This is a genomic window from Sulfurospirillum halorespirans DSM 13726, from assembly GCF_001723605.1.
Classification (GTDB): Bacteria; Campylobacterota; Campylobacteria; order Campylobacterales; family Sulfurospirillaceae; genus Sulfurospirillum; species Sulfurospirillum halorespirans.
This window is the reverse complement of sequence record NZ_CP017111.1, coordinates 2,261,128-2,279,027: the sequence shown is the minus strand read 5'-3', so window position 1 is coordinate 2,279,027 and position 17,900 is coordinate 2,261,128. Positions and strand designations below refer to the sequence as shown.

Sequence of the window (17,900 nt, the reverse complement as noted above, 5' to 3'; positions counted from 1 at the left end):
CCACTTTTTTCTCACCGCACTCTGTTAAGATGTGTTCAAAACTTTTTTAAGGAGTGCAGTATGTTACGAAAATTGGTTCTTCTTTCATGTACGGTTGGCGCCTTGATGGCGGCCACAATTAAAATGGATCTTAACGCCATTTATGGAGCAAACAACGTCCATACAAAGGGTGCAGAACAGTTTGCAGCGTTGGTGGATGAGTACACCAAAGGCAGTGTGAAAATCACGGTTCATGCGGGAGGCTCACTGGTGAAAGGTAGCCCGCTTCAAGCGGTCAAAGATGGCACGGTTGCCATGACAGATATGTTCATCCCTTTCACAGCAGGTGGAGGTAAGGTGTTTGGTATTTCTGCGTTACCGTTTGTAGCACATTCTTATGATGACGCGTATAAACTCTATCAAATCTCAAAGCCTGCGTATGAAAAAGCCGCCGCCACATGGAATCAAAAAATGCTCTACGCCGTCTCTTGGCCGCCGAGTGGGCTCTACACTAAAAAACCGATGAATACTAAAGCGGATTTTAGTGATCTTAAAACCAGAACTTACGATAAAAACTCGGCTGATTTTATCACCATGGTGGGAGGAAGTTCTGTGGCATTGCCATGGGGTGAAGTCTATTCAGCACTTAGCACGGGCATGGTAAATTCAGTGGTCACCTCTTCGGCTTCTGGAAAAGATGGAAAATTTTGGGAAGTTTTGAGTGATTTTACAAAAATTAACTATGCCTATCCATTGCAAGCCGTGACGATTAACCTAGATTACTGGAAAAGCTTAGATAAAGCACAACAAGATGCGCTGTTAAAAGCGGCTGAGCAAATTGAAAAATCGCAGTGGGAAGCCAGTAAAACAGAAGATGCTGTAGCATTAAAATTGATCTCCGATAATGGCGTTAGGATCACAGAGGCAAGCCCTGAGCTTAAAAAAGAGTTGGATGCGGTTGCTCAAAAAATGCTGGATGCGTATCTGATGGACGCTGATCCTATGATCAAAAAAATCTTTACGGAATATAAAAAGCAATGAGACATTTTTTCATTGAGACTGCGCGAAAACTCTCCCTTGGGGGAGTTTTTATCGCTTCAATATTGTTGATCATGCTTGTGGCTTTGATCTTGGTCGAGATAACCTTGCGCTACTTTTTTAATACTTCGACGATGCGTGCGGATGAGTACAGTGGGTATCTTTACTTAGCCCTTGTCTGTTTTGGTTTTGGGCATACATTTTTGCGAGATGGGCATATTCGTATTACCTTTTTGACGGCTAAGTTATCGACCAAAGCCTCTTCTTGGGTTGATATCTTTGCTGGTCTGAGCACCGTTGGGTTACTTTTGTTTATTTTTTATCGTACGGTGTTGCTGACATGGGATTCATACCAAACAGGCGTTGTTTCTGAGGGAGTATCGGCTACCCCACTTTTTATACCCCAACTGGCACTGCCTTTAGGTTTTGCACTGTTTAGTATGGCGGTGATTGCATTTATACTCCAAAGGATGGGACATCATGATTGCTGATCCACTTCTATTATCAGCGGTGCTGATTGGTGTTATGTTTCTCTTTTTACTTTCGTCCATTTGGATTGGGGCATCACTTTTCCTCACAGGTATTTTTGGAATGCTCATTTATGATCATCACCTTCCTCCTGCCATTAGCATTATCAATAAGATAGGCAATTTACTTGCGGGTTCTATTTATGATTCTATGAATTCATGGTCGCTTGCATCCTTGCCGATGTTTATTTTAATGGGTGAGCTTTTGCACTACTCTTCGATCTCCAACAAACTTTTTAACGGTTTGGTTCCTTGGCTTAGCAGTGTTCCTGGGCGATTACTGCACATCAATGTGGCGGCATGTTCTCTCTTTGCAGCTGTTTCTGGCTCATCTGCGGCGACCACGGCAACGGTTGGAAAAATTACATTGGATGAATTGCATAAAAGAGGCTACAGCAAATCTTTAGCCCTTGGCTCACTGGCTGGCAGTGGAACGCTAGGCTTTTTGATTCCTCCGAGTCTTATTATGATTATTTACGGTGTTTTAGCGGATGTCTCTATTGGTCGATTGTTTATTGCAGGCATCCTTCCTGGTCTTTTACTGGCAACGTCGTATTCTCTTTATATTATGGTGGTGGCATTTTTGGATAAAGGTGTTGTTCCTGCCAGCAAAGAACACTTCACCTGGGCGCAAAGAGCGGCATCTCTTAAAGAGCTTTTTCCCGTGTTACTCCTCATCACGGTGGTGATTGGAAGTATCTATGCTGGTATTGCGACACCAACGGAAGCCGCGGCTTTGGGAGTATTTTTTTCGATCTTACTTGCGCTCTATTTTAAAAGCTTTAGTTTTGCCATTTTCAAAATAGCGCTTGCCAATACGATTAAAACCACGGTCATGATCAGCTTCATCATCGCTGGAGCGGGCTTTTTATCGCAAGTCGTCGGTTTTTTAGGTATTGCGCGTGCCATCAGTGAATTTATCGCTTCTATGGGCTTAACGCCTTTGATGCTTGTTGTGGTTATAGCGATCATGTATATCATTCTTGGGATGATGTTAGATGGTATCTCCATGGTGGTTATGACACTGCCTATTGTCCTTCCTATTGTCACGTTAGCAGGGTTTGATGCTCTTTGGTTTGGCATCTTTTTAGTTTTTATGGTGGAGATGGCACAGATCACACCGCCTGTTGGCTTTTCCCTTTTTGTCATTCAGAGCATCTCTGGTGAAAAAATAGGCTTTATTATTCGAGCAACAATGCCCTTTTTCCTTATAATGGTTTTAATTACGGCTATGGTAACATTGTTCCCAGAAATAGTCTTTTATTTACCCAATAGGATGATCGGATGAGTATAAAATTAAACTGTGATGCGGGCGAGAGTTTTGGCTCGTGGAAGATGGGGTTGGATGAGGCGATAATGCCTTATGTTGATATGGCAAATTTTGCCTGTGGGTTTCATGCGGGCGATCCGCTCATCATGGATCGCTCCATTAAATTGGCGTTGAAGCATGGTGTGAGTATTGGTGCGCACCCTGCATATCCTGATTTGATGGGTTTTGGTAGACGAAGCATGGTCTGCTCTTTGGATGAGGTTGAGTCGATGGTGATTTATCAAATTGGCGCACTTCAAGGCTTTGCAACGGCTAATGGTGCAACGCTTTCGTATGTCAAACCGCACGGTGGGCTTTACAACGATATGATGAAAGATGAGCGCATTTTTAAAGCCGTAGCAACCGCCGTAGCGCGGGTAAATCCAAAACTAAAACTGATGATTCTCTCGATGGTGGATACTTCCAAGCAAGAAGCGATTGCCAAAGAACTTGGCTTAGAGCTGATCTATGAAGTCTTTGCCGATCGTGCGTACGATGATAGCGGTCTTTTAGTACCAAGAACGCAAAAAGGTGCGGTGTTGCATGACGTTCAATCCGTGATTGAGCGGTTGAAACTGCTTCAAAAAGAGGGTGTTTTGGAGACCATTTCGGGGAAAAGAATCGCACTTCGAGCCGATACCTTGTGTGTGCATGGCGACAATGAAGAAGCTGTTGCCATGGTAGAAACTCTTAGGAAAAGCATGTGAGTAGACGTTATGCCATTGCCTCAGAATCGTCCGTTATTGTCTATTTTGGAACCACAATCGATCCTTTGATTTCCCAAGAGGTTCAAAAAGCCTATCAAGCGCTTAAAGCAAAGAACCAAGAAGGCTTTTACGAGATCATTCCCTCCTACGCGTCGTTGATGGTGAGTTACGATGTGATGCGTTTTGATTTTGATGCGGTCTGCGAGATCATCGAAAACAGCATCCATCAAGCAGAAGCACTTATGCTTAACGAGCCTAAAATCATCACGATTCCTGTCTATTATGGGCGCGAGGTCGGACTTGATTTGGAGCTGTTAGCGCAGGAAAAAAACCTCAGTGTGGAGGAGATTATCGCTTTACATGTAAAAGGGTTGTACACGGTCTATGCGATTGGGTTTGCACCAGGATTTGCTTACCTTGGCGAGATCGATGAACGTTTGGCGACGCCCCGTTTAGCGAGTCCAAGAAAGGCGGTTCCCAAAGGCAGTGTCTCCATTGCCGATCGCCAAACCGCAGTGTATCCTACCCAAAGTCCAGGAGGCTGGAAAGTGTTGGGGCGAACACCTACTGCGATGTTTGATGCTTCGTATGAGGGGCTTTCTCTTTTACATGTAGGCGATCATGTGCGTTATGAATCCATCTCCAAAGAGGAATTTTTAAAGCTAGGAGGTGAGCTATGAACGGTTTTATCGTTGAAAACGGTGGACTTCAAAGCTCGATTCAAGATGCGGGGCGTCGGGGTTTTAGTGACATTGGCTTGACGCAAAGTGGTGCGATGGATGAGATGGCATTTGGATATGCGAATCTTCTTGTGGGCAATGCGTTTAACACACCTGCCATTGAGATCGCCATGGGTGGTGCTTCATTTAAAGCCAGAAGTGAGATGTGCATCGCGATTTGCGGGGCTAATATGCAGCCTACATGTAACGGACACAGTATTGCTTTGTGGCAGACCCATCTGCTGAGGCGTGGGGATGTGATCACCTTTGGTTTTGCCAACGAAGGGCAATTTGCCTACATCGCCGTTGCAGGAGGATTTCAAACGCCTTTTGCGTATGGAAGCTATTCTACCAGTTTGAAAGAGGGGTTGGGAGGGCTTGAAGGACGTAAGCTCAAAACGGGAGATTTGTTGCACACCTTTGGAAACAGGTGCCCTGTGGATCGACGAAAACTAGAGCGAAAATTTATCCCAAAATATCCCGATACCATCACCGTGCGTCTGGTCAAAGGCTACCAAGAAGCGATGTTCGATACTAAAGCACAAGAGACGTTTTTCAACAGTGTCTATACGTTCAAAGGCGAGGGTGATCGCATGGGGTACCGTCTCAGTGGCGAAAAAGTTGTACCTTCATCTACGGGCATTCTCTCTGAGCCTATCTGTTATGGTGCGGTGCAAGTGCCCAGTCATGGTGAGCCGATCGTGCTGTTAAAAGAGCGTCAAACGATTGGGGGGTATCCTAAAATTGGCTCCATTATCGCTGTGGATTGTTTTAAACTCGCGCAACTCAAAGCGGGTGGGAAAGTGAAATTTAAAGAGGTAAGTTTGAAGGAGGCGCAAAGAGCAATGAGAGCCTTTTACACCTTTTTTAAAGCGCAAGAAGCGTAATGCTTCTTGCCTCTAGGTTCTAAAATTTCCTAAAACGTTGTTGAGTTTTTCGGTGAGGTCGCTGAGATGCTCGGTCGCACTGCTGACCTCTTCCATACTGCGCGTGTTGCTCACCGTAATCGTGTTGATCTCTTCGATTTTAATGACAATGTCATCAATTTTCTTCCCCGTGTTAATATAATCATGCACGGTGTTTTCACTCGAAACGGTTGCATTATCCATAATCACAGCGGTTTCGTTGATATTTTTCTCCACTTCCGTCGCAATCTTCGTCAGGTTTTCCATGCTTTGTGAATTGACCTTCATGTGATCACTGGCGTCATTAATCGCTTGCACAATGACATTGATCGTCGCGTTGATCTCTGTGAGGCTTTTTTGAGTACGTTCCGCTAAATTACGGACTTCATCGGCAACCACGGCAAAACCACGTCCATGTTCTCCCGCACGCGCCGCTTCAATGGCAGCATTGAGGGCGAGTAAATTGGTTTGATCGGCGATGTCAGAGATCACCGTTAAAACGCCTTTAACTTGGTCTGCATCATTGCTCAGCTGTGAAATTTGACGTGCCAGTTCCACTTCCGTGCTCGCACTGGACTCAACCTGATTGGCAAGTTTTAAGATCTGATTTTTGGCATTGGTCAGCTTTGCATGCGCTTCGGAGATCTCTACTTCAGACTGTTTGGCTTTTTGCAGTGAGAGGGAGAGCTCTTCTTTGATGGTGCGAGACATGTGGTTGGTTGCATTGACGATCAACGAGGTCTCTTCCGCTCTGCGTCCGACTTCAAGGGCTGTGGAGCTGAGTTCATTGGCAACGGAGGCATTCTCATTGCTTGAAGATTTTGCCATACTGACAGTGTTTCTGACTTTATCGATGAAAAGATTAAAGGCAATAGAAGCGAGACCTATCTCATCGCCACTTTTGATCTCCATCTTTTTGGTCAGATCGCCATCACCACTGGAGAGGTTCTCGGCACGCATTTTAAGCTCTTTCACAGGATCAATCACCGATTTTTTAAGTGTCACGATCAGCATCGCCATAACCAGTAGTGTAATGATCGACATCGTAATGATGAGTTTAATCACAGCCGATTGCGCTTCATGGACAACTGCTTTGACGGCGGTAATTTTTTTAGCGATTAACACTTCACCTGCTTTGCTTCCATCGAAGGCTTTGAGCTCGTCTCTGACGACAAAATAGGAGGGGGTAAAGAAGCTAGCCCCTTGTGAGTTAAGATCAAGGTCTTTGATCTCTTCAAAAAGTTTCATATCGGTGATCTCTTTTTTCTGAGAAAGGGCGGTGTCTTTGGCAAGAAGTGCGTCTTTAGCGGTGGCGCTGAGGTTAAGCTGTTTTTTCTCGGTCAAAAAAAGCACGCTCGCCCCAATATCGTCTTTGGCATTTTGAACCGCGGCATCAAAGGTGTCGATAAATTCGACAGAACCTAAATACGCGTTATCTTTGACAATGGGAGCAACGCCTCGCAACGACATGCCCGCAACGCCCATTTCGATAGCGGTGAGTGGCTGTTTGGTCTCTTTGACTTTTTTGATGGTATGACGAAAACTGGAGAGATCATCACCAAATTTTTTGGGCATCCACTCTCTGAGGAAACTTTTGATGTCTTGCGTGTGAATGTGAATCTGCGCCTCTTTAAAATCGGTCTTCTCTTTGTAGAGCTTGGTCAGCGCTCCTAGCCCTTTGATGGCAATGTCACGGTCATTGTTGAGAAGTGATTCGATCACGTAATAATTAGACGCAATAGTAATCGCGTTGGTTAGGGCAACGTCGTATTGGGCTTCGAGTTGGTTTTTGACATAGACACTGAGTTCGCCTTTTTCTTTGGCATACACATCTTTTTCGATCCCTTGAATGCTCAGATATGACGTAAAAAGTATCAGAATAAGCCCAATAAAGAGCCCTCCAAAGAGAGGAATATAAATCTTTTGCGCAATGGTCCAATTCTTCATAACGGTATCTCCTGCAAGAACATTTTAAACGATTATACTAATATTTTTTTAAGAAAAACTTTTTGAAATCCCTTTTTTAGGGCTTTTGCTCTCTTAGAATAGTTCAATGATAAAAGCGTTATAATAAATCATAGAAATTGTAAAAAGGTTAAATAATGTTTACAGGCTTGATTCGAGAGTTTGCAGAAGTGCTCAGCTATACCACTCCTATTTTAACGCTTCGTGCGACGTATAAACCTAAAATTGGCGATAGCATTGCAATCAATGGTGCGTGTTTGACCGTTATCTCCCTTTTTGAAGGTGGGTTTAGCGTGGAACTCTCACAGGAGAGTCGATCTTTGCTGGCGGTTGAAAACCTGAAAGGCAAGGTGCATATTGAACCCGCCCTTGCTTTGGGAGACCGACTTGATGGGCATATGGTGCAAGGGCATGTGGATTGCGTGGGTGTGATTGAGAAGCTGGATCAAAAAGAGAATGGGTTGGACATTGAGGTGAGTATTCCCACAAAACAGCTTATTTATGTGATTCCAAAGGGAAGCATTACCATCGATGGCGTGAGTTTGACGGTGAATGATGTGAACGAAAAAAGCTTCCGTTTGACGATCATTCCACACACCCTAGCGCAGACATTGATTGGCACGTATAAACTAGGGCGACGTGTGAATGTTGAGACCGATATGTTTGCACGCTACCTTCACCACATGTTTTCTAAAAAAGAGGGGTTAGATTGGAACAGCGTGGATCGCATTATGGCGATTTATTGATGCAGCATCTTTTTACCAACCGCTTTGAGGGTGTGAGCGAAGCGCCGTTTGAGAGTCTCAATCTGGGGTTACATGTAAACGATACGGCTTTACATGTAACCCAAAATCGGGAGATTTTAAAAGCAAAACTGGGCGTTTCACAGTTGGTGTTTATGGATCAAGTGCATGGTGATACGATCACGCAGATCCACAGTGGCGATGAGATGCCAACGTGTGATGCGATGATCACCGATGTTTCAGGCATCGCACTTGCAGTGATGGTGGCGGATTGCATTCCTATTTTGTACTACGATGAAAGGCATCATGCCATTGGTGTGGCGCATGCGGGACGTGTTGGAACGCTTTTGCAGGTCGGGCAAAAATGTGCTCGTGCAATGGCTGAAAGTTTTGGAACACGAATGGAAGAGCTTACCATTTGGATGGGACCTTCGATTCGTTCGTGCTGTTATGAAGTGGGCATTGAAGCCACCCAAGGGCTTGAATCTTTTTTACATGTAAAGAGTGGAAAATACTTTTTAGATTTACAAAACGCGAATTTAAAGGCATTCTTAGACATGGGCATCAAGCGGAAAAATATAATGGTTTCAGAGGTATGTACCTGTTGCGATAGCCGTTATTTTTCCTACCGAAGAGATAAAATTACAGGACGTTTTGCAGGAGTGATTGCGTTATGATAAACAGAGGATTGTCGCACTACCAACGAGTGCAAAAGAGTGTTGCGGAGCTTGAAAACAGGGCTTTTTTAGAAAAGATCATGGAAAAAGGAGCGCTGTATAATATTGCTTTTTTACAAAACAGAGCGTTAATGGAGATGATTTTAACACTGCCTGAAGAGAAGATTGATGCGCAGCAAGTGGATCACATGAAGAAGCTCCTCTCATGGCTTTGGCAGACACAAGAGGAAGCAAGAGTTAGCTAATTAGCGTGCGCCACAACCGCATTTGTGTCCGTCACTTGGAGCTGAAGTTTCTTTGAGTGCGCAAAGTGCGCCTTCGTAGTTTGGCTCTTCTGTAATTTCAGGGCAGATCTCTTTGTAAATCACTTTTCCTTCTTTACTCACAACAAAAATAGCTCTTGCACTTAGACCTTTAAGTGGGCCATCCGCGATTAAAACGCCATACGCGCTTGCAAGTGCTTTGTCTCTAAAGTCACTACCAACGTGAAGGTTTTCAATTCCCTCTGTGGTACAGAAACGTCCCATCGCAAAAGGAAGATCCATCGAAGCAACGATCACAGTTGCGTCAGAAATAGCTGCCGCTTTGGTGTTAAATGTACGTGTCTCTTGTGCACAGACGGCTGTGTCAAGTGAGGGAACGATGACGATGATTTGCGTTTTCTCGCTTGCGCCACCGACTTTGATTTCACTGAGGTCTTTTGCTACAAGTGTAACAACGGGTGCTTTATCGCCAACGTTAATTTCTGTGCCTGATAGCGCTACTGAATTGCCTTTGAGTTTGGTTGATGCCATGGTGTTTCCTTTAGAAAAGATATATAGATGTGAAAATTATAGCTAACTCGGATAAATCAACTCTTAATTTAAAAAGTTAGAGAATTTGACTGAGAAAGCAATAGCCTTTTTGGAAAACAGAAGTAAAAAGCACCAAGGGTGCGTGGGCATTGCGCCGAGCAAAACCTAGTGTTAACGTAGTATTTAAAGCTTTGCTTTAAATACGTGTCCAAGATCCTTACATGTAAGGATCTCTCACGATGAAAATAAGAAGTAAGCTTCGACGTTTGAGATAATGCTCTTTTCCAACTGATACGTTTCCACCATCTGTGCAAGCAAAGCAGTCGCTTCTTCGCTCTGCCCACGCTCAAAGGTCGTCGCAATGGTTAAAATAGTGACTTCTAGGGGTGTGGCATACGTTTCACTTTTAGTGGGAAAGAGTCGTTTGCTATAGAGCGGCTCATGGTGCATGGCGACAATCTTAGCAATTTTTTCAAACCCTTTGATCTGCCCTAAAATAATCTGCGCATCAAATCCTTGACGTCGCAGATGAATAGACTCTTCATCACTCAATGGCGCTGTTTTGGTAGCAATGTTATCTGGAATGCGCAGTTTGCCTAGATCGTGTAAGAGTGCGGAGAGTTCGAGACACTCTTGGTCACGCAACGAAAGTCCTGCAAGGCGCGCAATGTAGCGCGCAAGAGACGCCACATTTAAGGTGCGCTCTTTTTGCATCGACTCTTTTGCATCGACGATACCTGAAAAGATTAAAGCTATTTTTTTCAAAATATCAAAGGGTACTGCTTGAATTTCGCCTTGATCAACCCACTCTTTGAAGTAATACGGCAGTGCCGTTGATTCTAAATAGTACCAAAAAAATTCCGTGTGAGACGCCTCTTTGAACGCATCGCAGAGTAGTGGCGAAAACATCGAAGGTGTATGATGTTGAATGATGGAACGAATCGTCTCTTTTTCGTGGTACAGATGCGCTCCAAATTGAGAACGCAGAGCATCGATACGATCCGCCAGGTAAATCAGATTGGCGTAGAGTTTGATCTCTTCATTGACATAGGGACAGAATGCTTCCCAATGGGTGTGATGAAACGCGATGACCTCGACAAAATCGCTGTACAGAGGCACTTCTTTGAGCAAACTAGCCCCTTTGGCGCAATGAATATACGAATCTTCCCAGTCCAATTGACTCACAATCGCATGATGCACGCCTGTCGAAGAGACCCCACAATCATGCAGCATCGCCATCATCATCACTTTATCAAGCTTTGACTCTCTCCAGCCCAGTTGTTTACCGATTTCACACGCAATGTACGCGACACGTTTGCCGTGCATGATGTCATCAATCCCTACATAATCAAGTGCTTCGCAGAGCACGTAGGTGAGTTCTCGTACATTAAGTTGGTATAACATTGGATCCTCCTTAAAAGATCTTTCATGATTAAAAGTCTACCCCTGATCTGTTGCAATGGCGTTATATTTGTTATAATCACGCTTCATAAAAAGGATGAAAATGCACGTTTATCTACTTTTGGTGTTGTGTGTACTCTTTTGGTCCGCCAACTTTGTCCTCGGGCGTTTTGTCGCAGGCGCTATTGAGCCCTTAGAGTTAGCGTTTTTTAGATGGCTGGGTGTTTGGCTTCTGATGCTTCCGTTTTTACTCTTACATGTAAAGCGTATTTGGGCAGCACTGAAAAGCCATTTTGGCATTTTACTTCTCCTCTCAGCCCTTGGTATTGCGAGTTTTAATACACTTTTATACGTTGGTTTGCAACACACGACCGCAACGAATGCGCTGTTGATCAACTCCTCCATTCCCATCATCATTGTGTTTCTCTCTTCGCTGATCCTCAAATCTACCATCTCACACAAGCAGATGCTAGGCATCGTGCTCTCAACGCTGGGTGTCGTCTTTTTAGTGCTCAAAGGCAATGTGATGAGCCTTCACTCTTTAAGTCTCAATCCAGGCGATTTTTGGGTGATCGCTTCATCGCTTTGTTGGGCGAGTTACAGTGTTTTGGTCAAATTTCGCCCTCAAAGCTTGAGCAGTATGGAGTTTTTTATCACCACGGTGAGTTTGGGTGTGCCCATGCTTTTACCCTTTTACGTGGCGCAAGGGTACTCTTTGGAGCGCGAAATAGTGATTATTACGCAGTACACGTGGGTGATTGTGTATGTGGTGATTTTTACGTCGATTCTTTCGTATTACTTGTGGCACAAAGGCATTGCGCACATTGGAGCCTATAAAACAGGGCAATTTACCCATTTGATGCCACTGTTTGGCAGTTTTTTAGCCTATATTTTTTTAGGGGAACGTTTAGAGTGGTACCATTTAGGGGGCGTTGTTTTGATCTTTGGTGGGATTTATCTCTGTTTACATGTAACGAAAAAAGGGATTGTTAGGCATTAATAGGAAGTTTTGGGTCTGGTTTGCCGATGTAAAAGCCTTGCGCATAATCAAGCCCGATCTCTTGAACACACTCAAGAACCTCTTTGGAATGAACATACTCTGCGATCGTTTTGATGTTGAGCTCTTTGGCAAAGTTGACGATCGTCTTAACGATAATCTTGGTCTCTTCGTTTTGATGGATATTTTTAATCAAACTTCCATCAATCTTAATAAAATCAACCCGAAGTTCCGTCAATCGTTCAAAATTGGAGTAGCCTGAGCCAAAATCATCAATCGCAATCTTCGCCCCATACGACTTCACTTGGTCAATAAATTTGGCAATCGCTTCGTAGTTTTCAATACCATCGCTCTCCAAAATCTCAAAAATAACCCAAGGTCCCACATTAAACTCTTCGAGCTTTTCGATGATGAAGGTGGTGGTAACAAGATTGGTCATATCAAGGTAAGAGAGGTTGATAGAGAAGCTATTGGAGGAGATTTGAAAGGTTTCAAACGCCTTTTGAATCAATGCCATCGAAAGTTTTGAGTAGATCTTTGAGTGTTTCGCAACGTCTAAAAACTCAGCAGGCAGATAGTAGGTTCCATCCTCTTTCTTGATCCGCATCAGTGTCTCAAACTTCTCAATCTCATTGGTGTGAAGGTTCAAAATGGGCTGGAAAAAAGGGATGACGTAGTCTTTGGCAAGCGCTTCTTTGAGGGTGTGGTTCATCATCATATTGTGATGGTACTCTGCTTCTTTGAGGCTGCTTTTCTCGTAAATCATATAAGGCAAGCGTTTGTTTTTAGCCTCTTTACAGGCGATCGAAGCGAGTTTAAGAATATTCTTTTTGCCTTGATGCGGGCCGATGGAAAGTGTTGTATCGACTTCAACCTCTTCACAAATGATGCGATCTTTGGTGATTTTCATCGAGATCTTTTTGAGGTATTTTTTGAGGTTGTATTCACTAAAAGGGACACGAATCAAAATGGCGTAAATGTCGGCTTCAAATTTATAGAGGGTGGCATCCACGGGGGGAAGATTGTGGAAAAGCCATTCACCGATCACTTTGAGAAAATTGTCGCCAAAGTTGTGACCGTAAAAGTTGTTTGTGTTTTGAAACGAGTCAATGTTGATAATAATCAACGTCGAATCAATGTTGGGGTCAAGTTTTTTGTTGTCTTTTAAGAGCTTGAGTCGATTGGGAAGTTTCGTGTTGAGATCGATGTAGAGATTTTTGCGCAGTTCGCTTTGAAGATGGGCATTGCTTTTTTGTAATTTTGTAACAAAAAAGAAGCAAAGCGTACTAATTACACTCAGCAAAGCATACGCAAGAAACGTATAATGGAACGAAATAGCGATATAAATAGGGCATAAGATCAGTGCTAGGAAAAATCCTGTTTTAAGATAGAGCTTTTTAGTATTCTCCAAACGCCTTCCCTTGACCCAATGATGCGTACACTTACATGTAAGGACGCACTTTAGCACAAAGGTTTTGAAAAAAAAATAAAGCCAACCATTCTATCAGGTTCATCACAAAAAAGTCACGCTATAATAATATTTAATGACAAAAAAAGTTTCTGCCTCAATATGAGGCAAGCTTCAGTACCATAGCGGTTAGCGTAGTTTTTCAAGCTTTGCTTGAAAAGCGTGTAAAAAATATGAAAGAGTACTATGAGCAAACAACGTTGCGATCATTGCCACCTAGAATATAACGCCTCTGTGTTACTTCAAGATACAACTTTTGAAACTCCCAAATTTTTTTGTTGCAAAGGATGTCAAGGGGTTTACCACCTCTTAAAAGACGAAGGACTCGATACGTTTTACGCCAAAATGGGCGATGAAACAACCCTAGAGCCTCCTAAAGTTAACTTGGATGATACCAGCCGCTTTGATTTGGATGGTTTTATCTCCAAATACGTCAAAACCAATAAAGAAGGACTTAATGAAATTGCGCTGATTATCGAAGGTATTCATTGCAGTGCGTGCGTCTGGCTGAATGAAAAAGTGCTCTCCAAACAAGAGGGCATTGTTGAAGTCTCCATCAACTACACCAATCACAAAGCCAAGATCGTTTGGGATGGCGCGGTTATTAAGCTTTCCCAGATCATTGAAACGATTCGGAGCATCGGGTACAACGCGTATCCGTACGATCCTAAAAGTGGAGAAGAGCGCGCTACGGCACAACGCAGAGAGTACTACTCCAAGCTGCTCGTGGGTGTTTTTTCGACGATGAATGTGATGTGGATCGCCATTGCACAGTATGCAGGGTATTTTACGGGTATGGAAAGCAACATCAAAAGCATTCTGAACTTTGCGGAGTTTATTTTGGCAACGCCTACACTCTTTTACACGGGTTCGATCTATTTTAAAGGGGCGTATTATGGCATCAAGCATCGTTATGTGACGATGGACTTTTTGGTTGCCACGGGTGCGACACTGACCTATGTCTTTTCACTCTACGCGATGTTTACGCGCAATGCTGAGGTCTATTTTGACTCGGTGACGATGATTATTACCTTTGTGTTTGCAGGCAAGTATTTAGAAGTGTTAACGAAGAAAAAAGCGGTCGATACGTTAGATGCTTTTGGAAGTGCAATGCCGAGTGAAGTGACGATCATTAAAGGCGATGAGAAGATTTTAACGAGTGTGGATTCGGTTGAAATTGGCGAGATCATTGAAGTGCGAGCGGGCGATAAAGTAGCGATTGATGGCATCATTGTAGAAGGGGAGGGTTCGTTTGATCTTTCGCGGCTGAATGGCGAATCTATCCCCATTTTATCCCAAAAAGGCGATAAAATCCTCAGCGGTTCCATCTGTCTAGACAGTGTCATTCGCTACCAAGCGACCAATACATTCTCCTCCTCGATGCTCTCCAAACTGGTCACCTTGCTTGAAGATGCGATGAATAAAAAGCCAAAGATCGAAAAACTCGCCAATCAAATTTCAGGGTATTTCTCACGTGCCATTCTTTTTTTGGCGTTTTCAACCCTGCTTTTTTGGTTTTACCAGAGTGGTTCCTTTGAGACAGGCTTGATCGTTGCAATCTCAGTAATCGTGATTGCGTGCCCGTGCGCACTCTCTTTAGCAACGCCAGTGGCAACCTTGGTGGGGCTTGGTTTGGCGGCGAAGCGAGGCATTTTATTTAAAGAGGCGGGATTTATTGAGAGCATGGCAAAATGCGACACGCTCGTTTTGGATAAAACAGGAACGATTACCAAAGGTAAGCCAGAAGTGGTTGAAACAGCGTATGTGCAAAGCTTTGATCGTTCCCTTTTGTACGCCTTGGTCTCTAGCTCCACGCATCCCATTAGTCAAGGCATTGCAAGCTTTCTGAAAGACTCCGAGGAGTCTTTACATGTAAAGCATTTGGAACAGGTCAAAACCGTGGAAGCCAAAGGGGTGAAAGCTCTTTTTGAGGGACATACGCTTTTGGGTGGCAATGCTAAAATGATGAACGAAGAGGGTGTTGAATTTCTTATTCCTTCTACTCTTGAATCCTTAAGCCACTATTTTTTTGCTATCGATGGCATTTTGGTGGCTGTTTTTGGACTCAGGGACAGCTTGAAAGAAGGAGCGCGTGAGAGCATTGAGGCGCTTAAAAAACTCGGCCTTGAGATCGTGATGCTCAGTGGCGATCATCTCAGCGTGACCCAAGCGATAGCCAAAGAAGTGGGCATTGAGGTGTATGAAGCCGCCCTTTTACCGCATGAAAAAGCGGACTACATCGAAGCGTTGCGCAAACAGGGTAAAAAAGTGGTCATGGCAGGAGATGGCATCAACGACACGCTAGCCCTTTCTCAAAGCGAGATTGCCATTTCCATGGGAAGTGGCGCGGATGTCGCGGTCGATGTCAGCGACGTTGTACTGACCAATGACAGTGTCAATAGCTTGTATGAAGCTTTTGTGATAGCGCGCAAGAGCCTTCGTGTGGTCAAAGAGAATCTGCTCTTTTCCCTGCTGTACAATGTCATCACCATCCCTTTGGCAATGAGCGGGCACGTTATCCCTCTCTTTGCAGCACTTTCGATGTCGCTAAGCTCTTTGGTGGTGGTTGGAAATTCAATGCGTATTAAAAACGTTTTAAAAAGGTCGTAGAGATGGATGGTTGGATTGTTGGGATGATGCTAGGGGCTTCCACACTTTTAGGAGCTTTTGGTTTGTGGGCGCTTTTATGGGGCATTCGTAGCGGTCAATTTGATGATCATAAAAAATTCATTGATGGTGCGCAGTTTGACAGTGAAGAAGCACTGCAGGACGCTGTCATGATGGAGCGTAAAAAAGCGGATATTTTAAAAGAGAAGCACAAAAGAGAGAAAGGCTATGCGCCTCCTGATTAAGAAGATGATCTGTGGAGATCCAAAAGCAAGAATTTGAGTAAGTGAGAGAAAACGAAAACAAACTCTGCCTCGAAGAGGCAAGCTTTAGTGCCTAGTGCAACGTAGCTACAAGAGCTTTGCCCTTGTAGCGTGTAATAATAGGCTTACTTATAGGAAGCAATCGTTGCAGAAACGGCTTTAAGATCGTCTTCGCTTAGACCACTTGCGATTGGTTTCATGACACCTTTCATTGGGCCACCCTCACCATTTTTATAGCCATTAACCGATGCAATAATTTTCGCTGCATCCCAACCGGCAATGATTTGTGATTTATTTAAGGCTGCTTTAGAAGCTTTGTCTCCATGACAGGAAAAACACTTCGATTTGTAGATCGCTTCGCCATCGGCTGCCATCAAACTTGTTACTGCCGCAATTGCTAAAATTGTGCAAATTTTTTTCACGTAGATACCCCTTTTAAGTTGTGTGTGAAAAATTATAACCAACCATACTTTAACCCTGCTTAGTTTTTCCCTGCGTATCGAAAGTTCTATTTTCATTTCTGTAAAAGTTGGGTATAATCGAGCCCATCTTACAGTGCATAGAGGTTCATTTGTTTCGAGGGATAGTCGCATGGGTCTGTGTTTTAAGTGGTTTAATGGGTGCAACGCACAGTGTGTGTGAAGTTGAACGTACGGATACACAAAAAGCAAAAGAGTCGATTGAAATCATTCTTGCCAGTGAACCAACCAATACAACGTGCATGCTTCAGCTTGCCAATATTTACCTCAAACTTGGCAAAATTGCCAAAGGTTTTGAAATCTTAGTCGATGCCTACTCGATTGATCCGCACAATGTTCAAAACAGCCGTATTGCAACGGTACTTCCTTTCGCGCTTAAAGTGACCAACCTCAAACAGCAAGCGGCGAAAACCAACGATAAAGAGATTTGGAATAAGCTTGGTGACGGTTATTATGAAATGGGCATTTTCAATGAAGCCGCGCAAATGTACAAAAAAAGCATCCAAGTGGATGGGTTTCAGCATATGATTCGCCTCAAACTCGCCCTTTCCCTTCAAAAAAACTTACAAATTTACACTGCGATTGAAGAGGTTCAAAAAGTGCTTGCCAAAGAGCCAACGCACCTTTACGCGAACTATTACATGGGAAAATTTTTAGCATACGATCTTAAAAACCGCGAAGAGGCAAAGATCTTTTTTTCCAAAGCCAAAAACGCTTTAATCGCCCAAAAAGATACGTTTGGTTACTTGGAATACACCAATTTGCTCAGCGATATTACCAGAGAGTTGGGAGAATAGATGCAAAAGGCGGTATTTTTAGACCGTGATGGTGTCATTAATATCGATAAAGCCTATGTCTCTAAGATCGAAGATTTTGAATTTTGCGAAAGCGTTTTTGAAGCGTTGAGACATTTTCAAAAACTAGGGTATCTGCTCATCATCGTCACCAACCAGTCAGGCATCGGACGAGGGTATTACAGCGAAGAAGACTTTCAAAAACTAACGGCATGGATGCGCCAAGAACTTTTACATGCAAAGATCACAATCGATGCAGTTTACCACTGTCCGCATGCGCCTGAAGTGAATTGTGCGTGTCGAAAGCCTAAAAGTGGCATGTTTAAAGCAGCCATTAAAGCGTTTGATATTGATGTGACACACTCGTGGATGATTGGCGATAAACCAAGCGACATCGAAGCGGCACATGGGGTTGGGATTGAGCAGACAATCCTTCTTGGATGTGAGCACTCACCAAAGGCTAAATATTGCGTTAATTTTCTTTTGGATACAATTAATTTCATTAAATAATCAAAAGAAACCACTAAG

Annotated in this window: 19 protein-coding genes; 14 read left to right on the top strand and 5 right to left on the bottom strand. The window is 43.6% G+C overall.

Translation table 11 applies throughout. The annotated features are described in order from the left end of the window. Window positions 1-60: 60 nt before the first annotated feature. Genes SHALO_RS11365 through SHALO_RS11340 form a run of 6 tightly spaced genes read left to right on the top strand, consistent with a single transcriptional unit; the run spans window position 61 to window position 5,166 of the window. Entirely contained in the window at window positions 61-1,020 is a 960-nt protein-coding gene (locus tag SHALO_RS11365) for a TRAP transporter substrate-binding protein (RefSeq protein ID WP_069478633.1), read from the top strand. Continuing rightward, complete coding sequence (locus tag SHALO_RS11360; protein WP_069478632.1) at window positions 1,017-1,508, top strand: TRAP transporter small permease subunit; 492 nt, start codon at window positions 1,017-1,019, stop codon at window positions 1,506-1,508. The genes SHALO_RS11365 and SHALO_RS11360 overlap by 4 nt, the downstream gene beginning before the upstream one ends. Continuing rightward, window positions 1,498-2,832 carry a TRAP transporter large permease gene (locus SHALO_RS11355; protein ID WP_025345601.1) on the top strand — a complete coding sequence of 445 codons (1,335 nt, stop codon included), beginning with the start codon at window positions 1,498-1,500 and terminating at the stop codon, window positions 2,830-2,832. Before SHALO_RS11360 ends, SHALO_RS11355 begins: the two co-directional genes overlap by 11 nt. After that, window positions 2,829-3,560 (top strand): 5-oxoprolinase subunit PxpA, encoded by a 732-nt coding sequence (locus tag SHALO_RS11350; RefSeq protein ID WP_084010894.1) that lies wholly within the window; start codon window positions 2,829-2,831, stop codon window positions 3,558-3,560. The genes SHALO_RS11355 and SHALO_RS11350 overlap by 4 nt, the downstream gene beginning before the upstream one ends. Beyond that, entirely contained in the window at window positions 3,557-4,240 is a 684-nt protein-coding gene (pxpB, locus tag SHALO_RS11345; RefSeq protein WP_069478631.1) for a 5-oxoprolinase subunit PxpB, read from the top strand. The genes SHALO_RS11350 and pxpB overlap by 4 nt, the downstream gene beginning before the upstream one ends. Beyond that, window positions 4,237-5,166, top strand: a complete 930-nt coding sequence (locus SHALO_RS11340; RefSeq protein ID WP_069478630.1) for a 5-oxoprolinase subunit C family protein — start codon at window positions 4,237-4,239, stop codon at window positions 5,164-5,166. The genes pxpB and SHALO_RS11340 overlap by 4 nt, the downstream gene beginning before the upstream one ends. Window positions 5,167-5,178: 12 nt before the next feature. Here SHALO_RS11340 and SHALO_RS11335 read toward each other — a convergent pair whose 3' ends face one another. Beyond that, the gene (locus SHALO_RS11335; protein WP_069478629.1) at window positions 5,179-7,131 is read right to left on the bottom strand and encodes a methyl-accepting chemotaxis protein; all 1,953 of its coding nucleotides are present in this window, start codon (window positions 7,129-7,131) and stop codon (window positions 5,179-5,181) included. Between the two features lie 155 nt (window positions 7,132-7,286). Between SHALO_RS11335 and SHALO_RS11330 the strand changes: the two genes are divergently transcribed. From SHALO_RS11330 to SHALO_RS11320, 3 genes are read left to right on the top strand one after another with little or no spacing between them, the layout of a single operon-like run. After that, on the top strand, window positions 7,287-7,895 hold the full coding sequence (locus tag SHALO_RS11330; protein ID WP_069478628.1) for a riboflavin synthase: 609 nt from the start codon (window positions 7,287-7,289) through the stop codon (window positions 7,893-7,895). Next, complete coding sequence (gene pgeF / locus SHALO_RS11325; RefSeq protein WP_238585239.1) at window positions 7,859-8,569, top strand: peptidoglycan editing factor PgeF; 711 nt, start codon at window positions 7,859-7,861, stop codon at window positions 8,567-8,569. The genes SHALO_RS11330 and pgeF overlap by 37 nt, the downstream gene beginning before the upstream one ends. Then, the gene (locus tag SHALO_RS11320; protein WP_025345595.1) at window positions 8,566-8,814 is read left to right on the top strand and encodes a hypothetical protein; all 249 of its coding nucleotides are present in this window, start codon (window positions 8,566-8,568) and stop codon (window positions 8,812-8,814) included. Before pgeF ends, SHALO_RS11320 begins: the two co-directional genes overlap by 4 nt. Here SHALO_RS11320 and tpx read toward each other — a convergent pair whose 3' ends face one another. Both tpx and SHALO_RS11310 read right to left on the bottom strand, forming a co-directional pair. Continuing rightward, window positions 8,815-9,363, bottom strand: a complete 549-nt coding sequence (tpx, locus tag SHALO_RS11315) for a thiol peroxidase (RefSeq protein WP_069478626.1) — start codon at window positions 9,361-9,363, stop codon at window positions 8,815-8,817. Between the two features lie 234 nt (window positions 9,364-9,597). Then, window positions 9,598-10,767 carry an HD-GYP domain-containing protein gene (locus tag SHALO_RS11310; protein WP_069478625.1) on the bottom strand — a complete coding sequence of 390 codons (1,170 nt, stop codon included), beginning with the start codon at window positions 10,765-10,767 and terminating at the stop codon, window positions 9,598-9,600. Between the two features lie 100 nt (window positions 10,768-10,867). On the opposite strand from SHALO_RS11310, the gene SHALO_RS11305 reads away from it, so the two are divergent. Then, on the top strand, window positions 10,868-11,764 hold the full coding sequence (locus SHALO_RS11305; RefSeq protein WP_069478624.1) for a DMT family transporter: 897 nt from the start codon (window positions 10,868-10,870) through the stop codon (window positions 11,762-11,764). Here the strand turns inward: SHALO_RS11305 and SHALO_RS11300 are convergent. After that, window positions 11,754-13,172 (bottom strand): EAL domain-containing protein, encoded by a 1,419-nt coding sequence (locus tag SHALO_RS11300; RefSeq protein ID WP_069478623.1) that lies wholly within the window; start codon window positions 13,170-13,172, stop codon window positions 11,754-11,756. The genes SHALO_RS11305 and SHALO_RS11300 overlap by 11 nt on opposite strands. Before the next feature lie 243 nt (window positions 13,173-13,415). Between SHALO_RS11300 and SHALO_RS11295 the strand changes: the two genes are divergently transcribed. Continuing rightward, window positions 13,416-15,839: a heavy metal translocating P-type ATPase gene (locus SHALO_RS11295; RefSeq protein WP_069478622.1), complete on the top strand. Its 2,424-nt coding sequence runs from the start codon at window positions 13,416-13,418 to the stop codon at window positions 15,837-15,839. A 2-nt stretch (window positions 15,840-15,841) separates the two neighbouring features. After that, a complete protein-coding gene (gene ccoS / locus SHALO_RS11290) occupies window positions 15,842-16,081 on the top strand; it encodes a cbb3-type cytochrome oxidase assembly protein CcoS (protein WP_069478621.1) in 240 nt (79 codons plus the stop codon). 143 nt (window positions 16,082-16,224) lie between these two features. Here ccoS and SHALO_RS11285 read toward each other — a convergent pair whose 3' ends face one another. Beyond that, window positions 16,225-16,521 carry a c-type cytochrome gene (locus SHALO_RS11285; protein WP_025345588.1) on the bottom strand — a complete coding sequence of 99 codons (297 nt, stop codon included), beginning with the start codon at window positions 16,519-16,521 and terminating at the stop codon, window positions 16,225-16,227. 149 nt (window positions 16,522-16,670) lie between these two features. On the opposite strand from SHALO_RS11285, the gene SHALO_RS11280 reads away from it, so the two are divergent. Together SHALO_RS11280 and gmhB are read left to right on the top strand one after the other, a co-directional pair. Beyond that, window positions 16,671-17,375: a tetratricopeptide repeat protein gene (locus tag SHALO_RS11280; protein ID WP_069478620.1), complete on the top strand. Its 705-nt coding sequence runs from the start codon at window positions 16,671-16,673 to the stop codon at window positions 17,373-17,375. Beyond that, window positions 17,376-17,882, top strand: coding sequence for a D-glycero-beta-D-manno-heptose 1,7-bisphosphate 7-phosphatase (gmhB, locus tag SHALO_RS11275; RefSeq protein ID WP_069478619.1), 507 nt, complete (start codon window positions 17,376-17,378; stop codon window positions 17,880-17,882). Window positions 17,883-17,900 lie beyond the last annotated feature (18 nt).